This window comes from Bacteroidia bacterium (assembly GCA_019695265.1).
Taxonomy (GTDB): domain Bacteria; phylum Bacteroidota; class Bacteroidia; order JAIBAJ01; family JAIBAJ01; genus JAIBAJ01.
The window spans coordinates 1-11,599 of the sequence record JAIBAJ010000111.1; the positions used below are offsets into that span (position 1 = coordinate 1).

Consider the following 11,599-nt stretch of genomic DNA (forward strand, 5'->3'; position numbering starts at 1 on the left):
GAAGAATGATCTTTTTCCAGATGAGAAAGAATCTGATTTGCCCGTTCAATAACCTTTTTAGGCATACCTGCCATTTGAGCTACGTGAATACCGAAGCTATGTTCGCTACCTCCTTCCACCAACTTTCTGAGGAAGATGATTTTTTTATTAATCTCTTTAATAGCAATACTATAGTTTTTAACCCTGGCCAGGGATTTTTCCAACTCATTCAGTTCATGATAATGAGTAGCAAACATGGTTTTGGGTCTTGCAATTCCATTTTCATGTAAAAATTCAGTAATTGACCAGGCAATGGAAATACCATCATAGGTGCTTGTTCCCCGGCCAATTTCGTCCAGAATAACCAATGATTTCGGAGTTAAATTGTTCAGGATACTCGCTGTTTCATTCATCTCTACCATAAAGGTACTTTCACCGGAACTGAGGTTGTCTGAAGCTCCTACACGGGTAAATATTTTGTCTACCACACCCAGTTCCGTTTTGGTAGCCGGAACAAAACTGCCAATTTGAGCCATAACAACTATTAAAGCAGTTTGCCTCAATAATGCCGATTTACCCGACATGTTTGGACCTGTTAGAATGATAATTTGACAATCCTCAGGGTCTAATTGGATGGAATTCGGAACATATTGCTCTCCGACCGGAATTAGCTTTTCAATAACCGGGTGCCTTCCTTCGACGATTTTTAAGGCTAATCCATCATTTAATATGGGTTTGGTATAATTGTTTTCGATTGCGATAAAGGCAAAATTGCAAAGACAATCCAGTTTGGCCAATAACCCTGAATTTAGCTGAACAGCTTCTGTATATTCGGTTAAGGATAGTACCAGTTCTTCAAATAACCTTGTTTCTAGTGCCAGAATTTTTTCCTCTGCACCTAGAATTTTGGTTTCGTATTCTTTTAGTTCTTCTGTTATATAGCGTTCAGCATTGGTTAAGGTTTGTTTTCTTACCCAATCGTCCGGTACTCGATTTTTATGGGCATTGGTAACTTCGATGTAATATCCAAAAACTTGGTTATAAGCAACCTTTAGGGAGGTGATACCGGTACGTAAAGCCTCTCGTTGTTGAACTTCCAGCAAATATTCCTTTCCTGAAGTACTAATTTTCCTTAGTTCATCCAACTCAGGGTTAACACCTTGTTTAATTACATTGCCCTTATTGACCAAGGCCGGAGGTTCATCCTGAAGCTCGTTAGCAATTTTATCCCGCATGGTTTCGCATGGATTTAATTGCTCTCCAATACGTTTAATGGGCAAGCAGGAAGATCCCAAACATAACTCCTTGATTGGACCGGTTAAATCCAAGGTTTTTCGGAGCATGACCATTTCTCTGGGATTGATTCTTGCTGCGGCTATTTTGGACATTAATCTTTCCAGGTCTCCTATTTGAGACAGGTATGATTGCAAGGATTGTCGGAGTTCAGTATTGTTTTTTAATTCTTCTACTGCTTCTAACCGATCTTCAATGGCTTTTTTGTTTTTCAGCGGCAAGGCAATCCATCTTTTCAACAGTCGTCCTCCCATGGGTGTGGAGGTTTGATCCAATACATCGACCAGACTGGTACCACCCGGACTATTGGTGTAGAATATTTCCAGATTTCTGGCAGTGAATTTATCTAACCAAACATAGTGTTCTTCTTCAATCAGTTGAAGTTTGGTGATGTGGTTGAGTCTGTCGTGTCTAGTTTCAGAAAGGTAATGCAGAGCTGCACCGGCTGCGATGGTATGTAAGCCCATTTTTTCAATACCAAATCCTTTTAGGGATTTAGTACCGAAGTGTTTCAACAATAATTCTTCGGTGAATTCGGAGGTGAAAACCCAATCTTCTAAACCAAATTCGGAACTTTGTCCACCAAAATTATCCCGGAAAAAGGACTTGTTATTTTTGGGAAAGAGAATTTCTCCCGGCTTAAAGCTTTGAAGTAATTTATCGGCATATTCTTTATCGCCGGATCCGGTAAGAAACTCTCCGGTGGAAACATCCATAAATGCTAATCCAAAGTTACTTTTATCCCAACAGATGGCTGCAAGGAAATTATTGGATTTAGCATCCAGAATGTGGTCGTTAAAGGTAACGCCGGGTGTTACCATTTCGGTAATGCCTCTTTTAACGATGGTTTTGGTAAACTTTGGATCTTCCAATTGGTCGCATACGGCAACCCGATAACCTGCTCTAACTAATTTTGGCAAATAAGTTTCGAGGGAATGATGAGGAAATCCTGCAAGGGCAACTTCAGTGGCAGATCCATTTCCACGTTTGGTTAATACTATTCCTAATACTTTAGAAGCCTTGACTGCATCTTCCCCAAAGGTTTCATAAAAATCACCAACCCTAAATAACAAAATGGCATCCGGGTGTTTAGCCTTGATGCTATTGTATTGTTTCATTAATGGGGTTTCGTTTGCTGCAGTTGCCTTACTCATCTTGCCACAAAAATGCTGATTTCTCTTGTTAATCTTACGTGTATCTGGTGAAACTTTTCCACTATTCCAAGCAAATCCGTATCAAAAAAAAAGCCCCGAACCTGAGTTCGGGGCTTTCCATTAGCTTAATAGTCTTAAGGTTTAATTTCTTCTACATTAAAACCAGCGGCCTTTAGTTTTTCTATGTTTTTGGGATCTCCAACTACCACAGAAACCATGTTGTTCAGGTTGAAGTATTTTTTGATTAATCCGTTTAATTCGGAGCTTGTTAATCCTTTTAAAACTTCATTTTGTTTTTCAAGGTAACTAGTTTCAAGTTTGTAATCCAATAAACGTTTTAAAAATCGACCTTTTTGTTGGGGGGCTTCAAATTTCAAGGCATCCGCTTGACCCAAAGAACTTTTAGTAAAGGCGAGTTCGTCTTCTGTTATTCCTTTTTCATGAAAGCTTCTGAGTTCTGTAACCAATTCTATCATGGAGCTATCTGTTACTACACCTTTGAAACCTCCGGTAATGAAAAATGGACCTGCCAAATCAGTAGCCTCAAATGCGGCTCTGGTTCCATAGGTAAATCCTCTTTTTTCACGAAGATTAAGGTTTATACGTGAATTGAAATTACCTCCGAATGGGAAATTGGCAACATTGGCTTTATAAAAGGTTCCGGTTGCATCGTATGGTAAAGCCACGTAACCAATTCTAATTTCAGATTGTGGAGCTTTTTCTTTTGAGATGTAGTAAACGGTAAAATTTTGAAAAGTATTAAATTCACCTTTATCGGAAACCAAGGCAGTTTTGGAAGGGGTTAGACTTTCCAATCCTTTAAAGAGAGGATTCAAATCTTTTTCAGCAATGCTTCCAACCACAATTATTCTTGCATTTTTTAGGTTTAGGTTGCTGTAGTAAGCTTTCACATCATCCAAAGAAATTGATTCTACCGTAGTACTTGTGCCAACTACCGGAATGGAAAGGATGCTGTTTGCTTTATATAATTTAGCTCTGAACGCATTATCGGCCATTGCTCTGGCTTGCGTAACCTGATTAGCAATAAATTCTAATTGTTCGGATTTTTTACGATCAAAATCATCTTGATTGAAAGCCGGATTTACAACCTTCTCATTCAACAATTCCAAGGTACGGCTTAAGTTTTTCTTTAAACAAAAAACATTAAAGATGATATCATCATCGTTTGCTTCAATGGTAATTTCACTTCCCATTCTGTCCAATTCTCCAGCAATTGCTTCTGTGCTAAAATTCTTGGTAGTTTCATCTAAAAGGCTGGATGTCAAGGTTGCAATTCCGGATTTGTTGATTGATTCGTACCTGTGACCGGCTTTAAAAAGCAAAGACAAACTAACTATTGGCAATTCGTCGTAAGGGGTGATGATATAATCACAGCCGGCTTTATTACCTTTTACTACGGAAGGAACCTTCATAACCGGATTGGCGCCGGAACCCGGTATTTTTGAACGATCAAATTTATCGGCTTCCTTAGCAGGTTTTTTGTAACTTAATCCTTCATATTGCTTATTATCCGGTTTGAAATCTGCTGAAGTGAACTTGGGTGTGAAATTGTCTTTATTGGCGGCAATTTGCGACTGTCCTTTGGGAACAATACTCAATACCACACATTTTTTGCCTTTCAGGTATTGGTTATAAACCCTGATTACATCTTCTTTGGTTACTTTGTTATAACGTTCAATGTCTTTACCAATGTAATTAGGGTTACTCATCATGGTATAATATTGAGCCAATTGTCCAGCTTTTCCGGCAACATTTTCCAAGCTTTGAAAAACTTGGGATTCGTGTCGGGCTTTATAGCTGTTCAAATCATCTTCCGAAACACCTCTTTTCTCAAATTCTTCCAGCGATTCTCTGATTTTTTTCTCCATTTCTGCCAAGTTGGTTCCGGGCAATGCAAAAACTGAAAGGGTAAATTGTCCTCCCAGCTCCATACAAGGATGGGAAACACTGGATTGAACTGCTATTTGAGCTTTGTCGAAGTTTTTAAAGAAAATAGAGTTTTTACTACCTCCTAAAATATCAGAAAGTACATCTAATGCAGGCTCATCCGGATGGAAGTTCGGAACGGTTGGAAAAGACATTACTATGGCCGGAAATCGAATATTGTCTTCATAAGAGATGTAACGATCCGACTCCAAGTTGATTTTTTCCCAATCCATTTTCTTTACCTCGGGTCCGCGATTGATTGGTCCAAAGTATTTTTCCACTAAGGAAAGAACTTGTTTCGTTTCAACATCACCGGCAACTGTTAATACGGCGTTGTTAGGTCCATACCAACGTAAAAAGAATTTTTTTAAATCTTCCAAGGTGGCTCTGTCCAACTCTTCTAAATATCCAATGGTGCTCCAGGAATAAGGGTGTCCATATGGATAAATAGCCTGACCGAGTTTTTCGTACATCAATCCGTAAGGACGGTTGTCATAATTTTGTCCACGTTCGTTTTTTACCGTAGCTCTTTGAACCTCAAATTTTTGTTGGGTAACAGCATCCAGTAACCAGCCCATTCTATCCGATTCCAACCACAAAGCCATTTCAAGTTTATTGGAAGGGAGTGTCTCAAAATAATTGGTACGGTCTGTATTGGTACTTCCATTCATTTGTCCTCCGGCCTCACTTACCAATTTAAAATGTTGCTCATCCTCTACGTGGTCTGAACCTTGGAACATCATGTGCTCGTAAAAGTGTGCAAAACCACTGCGTCCAAGTTCTTCTCTTGCACTTCCAACATGGTAAGTTACATCCAAATGAACGATTGGATCGCTATGGTCTTCATGTATTAATACGGTTAAACCGTTAGGTAATTGGTAACGCTCGTAAGGAATGATTAACTCATCTGCCTTAGCTGAAACTTTTTCTATCAGCTTGGTTTGGGAAAAGCTTTGTAGGCTTAATCCGATTACACTTGCTGTTAAGAGTACTTTTCTCATTTTCTTTTGTAGAATTAAGGTTGCAATAGTAGTTTATTTTGTTTTTGTCATTCCTTAAAAGTCATGAAATGTGCCAAAAAGTTTTACTGGATTAAATAGTTGAAAATCAATATTTTGAATTTATTGTTACTTTCTTTAATTGTTCAATATTTAACCCAGGTGTTCAAAATCGGACAATGGATTATTAAAATATACGGGAATGAAATCCAATTGAAAAGGTAACAGGTAAAATGAATAAGCTTATATGGTTTGCTTTTCTTTGAATGTCTAAGTAGTCTTTTACCTCATTGGTTCGGATTGGAACTAATACGGCCAACGATAAATAGGAATTATTTTGGGCATTAAAGGATATGTCAAGACTCGGCCCTAAAGTGAAACCATAAAATATTTTCTTGGCAGGGGAAGATCCTTCGATACTGACAATTGTATGGTACCCGTACATAGCCATAAAAGAAGGATTCAATTTGGATTTAGAATACCTGGAACCTAAACGGATTTTAGTGCCTACATTATATCCGAGGCCTATTAGGGCATATCCAAATCCGGCAAATAAACCAATATTGGTTTGTGGGTAAAAAACCAAATTTACTCCTATGCCACCGTAGTCCTGACCTAGCCCGGCTCCCAAAGAAAGCACATCTTTTCTTACGGTTTGTTTGATTTCTTTCCCCCCAATTAGCTGTGCAATTTCAGAAATGCTAACGCTATCCAACTTCAACTTTTCGTCATAGAGAATGAATCCATCAAATCCACCTGAGTTTGCTTTATCTGTGCTATTGAAAGGGACTACCTGAAGATAGTATTTCCTCACATCTACTTGTGACTTGATAAGTTGGAAGAATTTTGATTTGGTCGTTTTATATTTTATTGAATATCCGGATAGAAAGGCGATTTTCTTTTGAAGGAAATCAAAATCATTTCGTTGTTTTTGAAGGTATGTGTTTAGAAAATTCGATTCAGAAAGTGTTAATTCATGTTTATCGTTAAGACCACAGCTATCGAGTGACTGTGCTGAATTAATTCCAGTTTTGAATATTAATAGAAAAAGAATTAATCCGAAAATAGTTCGTTTCATCCACCTTTTTTTCGGTAAAAATAATCTAAATTCCTAATTTGTAAATGAAATCTGCTAAGGCATGCTGGTCTAAGATAAGGGTTATAATAACTCCATAAATGGCACCTATAAAATGTGCATCATGATTCACATAACCTCCACCTCTCCTGCCCATATAAAAGGAATAACCTAAATAAATAATGGCCCAAAAAATTAATGGAAGACATAAAATAAAATACAAACAAATTTTTTCCCAAGGAAAATAGATAACACTAGCCATCATGATAGCACTAACACCTCCGGATGCTCCAACTCCATGGTAGTAGATATCATTTTTATGTTTTTCGTAGGTATGTATTACACTTAAAAAAATTCCACCCAAGTAAAGTAGTAGAAAGTAAGGAATTGCATAGCTCCCGAACTTGGATTGAAAAACGGCTTCTATCGCTCCTGCAAAAAAGTAGAACGAAATCATATTGAAAATCAAATGAAGCCAATCGGCATGAATAAATCCATGTGAAATAAATCGATAAAATTCCTTTAAAGGATTTCGATTAATTTCATAAGGCTGAAAGTCTAATTTGTAAAAGAAACTAGGATTTGAAAAAGCCCATATGGAAGCTAGGCTAGTTAGAATGATTATGAGAAGTACCATGTTTTATTCGCCTGTCCAACGAGGCTCTCTTTTTTCAACAAAGGCCATTATTCCTTCGGCTGCATCTTTGGTGGTTACAATATCGTTTAGTTTGTTTTTAAGAAAAAGGTGGTGTTCCGAAAGGGGAATATTTCTTAATTCCTCCGAAGCCTGCATTCCTTTCCGAATGGCTGTGGGTGATAACTTCTTTAGTTCAACCAAAAATTGGTCGATGGCTATGTCCAGATTTTCTTTGGAGCTTAGATGGGTAACAATACCTAGTTCTTTGGCTTCCTGTGCAGTTAAGGTAGCTGCCCGTATGCATAAATCCAATGCTTTTCTTTCTGACATTATTCCACGTAAGGAGGCCAAAACCTGGAATGGGAATAGTCCCCTTTTTACTTCCGGTAGACTAAAATTAACTTGTTCCGCAGCAAATACATATTGACAACCGCAAACGATTAAAAAAGCTCCTGCCAACGCATTCCCTTGAACCCGGGCTATGCAAGGTTTATGCACCAGGTTGAATGCCTCTCCTAATAGTATTTCTCCATTGGGCTCCGGTATACTGGAAACAATTTCTTCACCACTTCCTGCAAAAGACTTGAGGTCCGCCCCGGCACAAAAGGTATCTCCATTAGCTGCTATTACAACCGCCCAAACATCTTTTTCATTTTGAGCATAGCTTAATCCAAAAACTAATTCCTTAAATAAAATGGGGTTAAGTGCATTCTTCTTTTCCGGACGATTTAAGGTAAGGGTCAAAACATGGTTTTCAAATTTCACCAATAGGTATTGGTACCTTTCATTAAGCGCATTTTGGGTTTGTTCAGAAGTGTAAAGCATGGGGCGAAATTACCGATAATTAGCAAATAGTTGGATGAATAAATCCATTTTGATACTTGTGCCGTAACCTGAGGAGCCAATATTTGGAAATTTAAACCAACCTATCTGACGGCTATTCCATCTTAAACCACTTCTGCTACGGTAAAGGTGCTGCCACCTACAAAAATTAAATCGTCTTTTTCAGCATGTTTCTGGGCAGATTTTAATGCCGCTTTTACAGATGTAAAAGATTTGCCTTCCAAACCACAATCCAATGCATATTGCTTCAGTTGCTTCTCGTCCATACCGCGCGGTACATCCGGTTTGCAAAAATAAAATGTAACATTGTTCTTGGGTATAGCCTCAAAAACCTTGGTCAAATCCTTGTCATTTACCACTCCCATCACAAAATGTAAATGGTTGTATTTAATCTTTCCCAAATGGTAGCTCACTTCCTCCAATCCATTCTTATTGTGACCGGTGTCGGCTATGGTTAATGGTGATTTACTCAAAATCTGCCACCTTCCTTTTAAACCGGTTAAATCAATAACCTGATTCAATCCTTTCTTAAGGGTTTCATCCGAAATACGATAGGCCATATTGCGCAGAACCTCAACCGCCTGAAATACGGCTTTAACATTGTGTTGCTGGTATAAACCTGAAAGCTGAAGGTGTACATTTTTTAAATAAATGCTACCCTTTTGAAACACATCAAAATGTAATCCCGGTTTGTCGCTCGAATAGTTTAAATGTTCTAATTTGAATTGTTTATCGGCATAATAAATGGAAGCCACATTGTCTCTGGCCTTGATATTAAATATAGGCTCAGTTACCTGACTCGATTCACTGATTACCACTGGAATTCCCGGTTTAATAATGCCTGCTTTTTCAAATGCAATTTTTTCTAAGGTATCTCCAAGTAAATTCTGATGATCCCAACCAATATTGGTGATTATACATAAAATCGGATAAATAATATTGGTACTATCCAATCGTCCGCCTAAACCGGTCTCAATTACAGCAATTTGAACCTTTTCTCTGGCAAAATGCTCAAAACACATTCCAACAGTTAATTCAAAAAAGGAAGGATTATGCGTTTCAATAAAAGGCTTTACCTTATCAACAAATTCAACCACCCTTTTTCGATCAATCATTTTACCATCTACCTTAATTCGTTCTCTGAAATCATGCAAGTGAGGTGAGGTAAATAATCCGGTTTTATAACCACTGCTTTGAAGTATGGCCGCCATCATACTGCTTACTGAACCTTTTCCATTGGTTCCCGCAATATGGATGCATTTGATTTTTGCCTGTGGATTTCCTAAAAACTGGCAAAGGGCAACAATATTCTTTAAATCTGCTTTATATGCTGCAGCACCAATCCTCTGAAACATAGGAAGTTTGGTGAATAGGTAGTCTATCGTTTCTGAATAAGTCAAGGGACTAATTTAGTGCGCAAAGTTTTTATTAATTTTTGGATTGCAGGTAGCTTTTGATTTTTTTTATAATTTTAATATTAACCGAATTTGGGATTCCTTTTCAGACCTTACCTTCGTCCTTCCTTTTATCGATGGAACAGTTTTCTATATCCTTGAAAATGAAAATTTTCTCCTGCTGCATTCTCGCTTCTCTCGGATTTTCTTTTTCCGCTAAGGCTCAGTATGGTGGTGGAAGCGGAGATGGATTTGATATGATTCAGATTAGCCAAACCTTATCGGTTTCTGATCCGAGTCGTACACCTGATTTCTCCATCTTTCCTAATCCTGTTGTTCAGGGTGAATTAGTTAAGTTAGTTCCATTGCCGGGTGCAGATTTTAAATCACTGCGCTTAATCAATCCATTAGGCGAATCGATATCTTTGAATGGATTTTGGGAAAATGAATCGTTCTGGATTCCTACCCATCATCTGGCCTCAGGTAATTTTGTTCTTCAAATGCTGGTTGGAAAAGATTGGAGTTGCCAAACCTTAGTTGTAAAGTGATATGCTGTTTTTGAAATTACTATCAGAGAGTTTTATTTTGGCTTTTGGTGCCATGGCAGCCAATCGTTTGCGTACGTTTTTATCACTGCTGGGAATTACCATTGGGATACTGGCCATCATTTCCGTTTTTACCGTGGTGGACGGTATGAAGGACTATGTCAGGAACAGCGTGCAAAGCCTGGGAGATGATATCATTTACGTACACAAATGGCCCTGGGAGTTTGGTGGCGATTACCCCTGGTGGAAATATTGGCAAAGACCTGTTCCCAGCGTAGAAGATGCCGAAGAATTACAGCGAAGATTAAAAACAGCTCAAGGAATCTGTTTTAGGGTTGGTACCAAAAAAACAGTTACCTTTTTAAATAATTCGGTCGAAAGTGTCGACGTCAATGCCGTTTCGCACGATTGGAATAAAATTAGGGATCTGAACCTTTTGGATGGAAGGTATTTTACCTCCGCCGAAAGCGCCTCCGGTAGAAACGTGGGTATCCTTGGTTATGAAATTTCCAATGCCTTGTTCGGCGATCTTAGCCCGGTTGGCAAAATGGTTAAAATGGGGGGTAAAAGGATTTTAATTATTGGAAAATTGGACAAGGATGGTGAAAGTATTTTTGGGAATAACAAAGACAATTATTTAATAGTACCTATCAACTTTGCCCGAAACCTATTTAACCTTAGAAAAGAAAATTTGGATCCAATGGTGATGGTGAAAGCCAAACCCGGAATTAGTAATGAAGAATTGAAGGACGAAATTACCGGTGTTTTGCGATCTGTTAGGCGACTTAAACCTTCTGCAGAAAACAATTTCGCTCTGAATGAAACAAGCCTAATTTCCAAAGGTTTCGAAGGGCTTTTTATTTTACTGGATTTTGCCGGTTGGTTTATTGGTGGCTTTTCGATTTTGGTCGGAGGTTTTGGAATAGCTAATATCATGTTTGTTTCGGTTAGGGAACGTACAAGTCAAATTGGAATCCAAAAGGCCTTGGGCGCCAAAAATTACTTTATCCTGTTTCAATTTTTGTTCGAAGCAATTTTGTTGTGTTTGATGGGTGGTGTTATCGGCTTAGTAATCGTTTTTCTGATAGTCCAAGCGGTAAATGCCTTCCTCGACATGGAAATGGCTCTTACCTGGTTTAATATCATGAGGGGTATTCTCATTTCAGTCATTATTGGACTGGTTTCCGGCATCATTCCGGCATTTAGTGCATCCCGGTTAGATCCTGTGGAAGCCATTCGTAGCAACGGATAAGGTGGACAGCTTCCTGTCAATAGACCAGTTTTTCCTCCGGTCTATTTCTTTGTTTCTAATTTTTTTTCTGATTAGGCGGGCCCCCTCCGCCCAATCCCATTTTTGCAATTACAAACAGCGGTAAATGGGCGTTCGGGTCACGCTATCGGCTGTAGTCCTCGTCGCACTTGGCTAGCGCCGCGTGCTCCTGTGGGCTACTTGCCTCTATCGTTGCCCGAGGTGCAATCCCGCACGGTGTCGCATTTATTGCGCATTTTGCCTAACCAACATGAGTTAGGATTTGTTTTGAACATAACCAAAAACCAGATCAAAGCAAAGGATTAAAAGGGGGGGGCAAATCAAATTTGTTGTTTCCGGGCAGCAGTTTTGGACAAAATGATATGCTTGGGGTCGGGTCGGGTAGGGATAGAGGCAGTCTACCCCACAGGACACCGATGCGTTAGCGGAGGTGGACGAGGAGTAGCGCCGAAAGCCCGACCATT

Annotated in this window: 8 protein-coding genes; 2 read left to right on the forward strand and 6 right to left on the reverse strand. The window is 38.9% G+C overall.

Features of this window, described 5'->3' with window-relative positions; translation table 11 throughout:
* The 6 genes from mutS to K1X82_13010 form a co-directional block, all read right to left on the reverse strand.
* A partial coding sequence (gene mutS / locus K1X82_12985; protein MBX7183020.1) for a DNA mismatch repair protein MutS occupies positions 1-2,426 on the reverse strand: 2,426 nt, incomplete at its 3' end.
* A 134-nt stretch (positions 2,427-2,560) separates the two neighbouring features.
* Positions 2,561-5,389, reverse strand: a complete 2,829-nt coding sequence (locus K1X82_12990) for an insulinase family protein (protein MBX7183021.1) — start codon at positions 5,387-5,389, stop codon at positions 2,561-2,563.
* Positions 5,390-5,558: 169 nt separating this feature from the next.
* The gene (locus K1X82_12995) at positions 5,559-6,449 is read right to left on the reverse strand and encodes a hypothetical protein (GenBank protein ID MBX7183022.1); all 891 of its coding nucleotides are present in this window, start codon (positions 6,447-6,449) and stop codon (positions 5,559-5,561) included.
* A gap of 25 nt (positions 6,450-6,474) precedes the next feature.
* A complete protein-coding gene (locus tag K1X82_13000; protein ID MBX7183023.1) occupies positions 6,475-7,083 on the reverse strand; it encodes a rhomboid family intramembrane serine protease in 609 nt (202 codons plus the stop codon).
* A gap of 3 nt (positions 7,084-7,086) precedes the next feature.
* Positions 7,087-7,908, reverse strand: a complete 822-nt coding sequence (locus K1X82_13005; protein ID MBX7183024.1) for an enoyl-CoA hydratase/isomerase family protein — start codon at positions 7,906-7,908, stop codon at positions 7,087-7,089.
* 122 nt (positions 7,909-8,030) lie between these two features.
* Entirely contained in the window at positions 8,031-9,326 is a 1,296-nt protein-coding gene (locus K1X82_13010) for a bifunctional folylpolyglutamate synthase/dihydrofolate synthase (GenBank protein ID MBX7183025.1), read from the reverse strand.
* Between the two features lie 158 nt (positions 9,327-9,484).
* On the opposite strand from K1X82_13010, the gene K1X82_13015 reads away from it, so the two are divergent.
* Together K1X82_13015 and K1X82_13020 are read left to right on the forward strand one after the other, a co-directional pair.
* A complete protein-coding gene (locus K1X82_13015) occupies positions 9,485-9,868 on the forward strand; it encodes a hypothetical protein (GenBank protein MBX7183026.1) in 384 nt (127 codons plus the stop codon).
* Between the two features lies 1 nt (position 9,869).
* Positions 9,870-11,117 (forward strand): ABC transporter permease, encoded by a 1,248-nt coding sequence (locus K1X82_13020; protein MBX7183027.1) that lies wholly within the window; start codon positions 9,870-9,872, stop codon positions 11,115-11,117.
* Positions 11,118-11,599: the final 482 nt, after the last annotated feature.

Coding starts and splice junctions, on each gene's coding strand:
- K1X82_12995 (MBX7183022.1), bottom strand. CDS start 6,449: ATGAAACGAACTATTTTCGGATTAATTCTTTTTCTATTAATATTCAAA.
- K1X82_13000 (MBX7183023.1), bottom strand. CDS start 7,083: ATGGTACTTCTCATAATCATTCTAACTAGCCTAGCTTCCATATGGGCT.
- K1X82_13005 (MBX7183024.1), bottom strand. CDS start 7,908: ATGCTTTACACTTCTGAACAAACCCAAAATGCGCTTAATGAAAGGTAC.
- K1X82_13015 (MBX7183026.1), top strand. CDS start 9,485: ATGAAAATTTTCTCCTGCTGCATTCTCGCTTCTCTCGGATTTTCTTTT.
- K1X82_13020 (MBX7183027.1), top strand. CDS start 9,870: ATGCTGTTTTTGAAATTACTATCAGAGAGTTTTATTTTGGCTTTTGGT.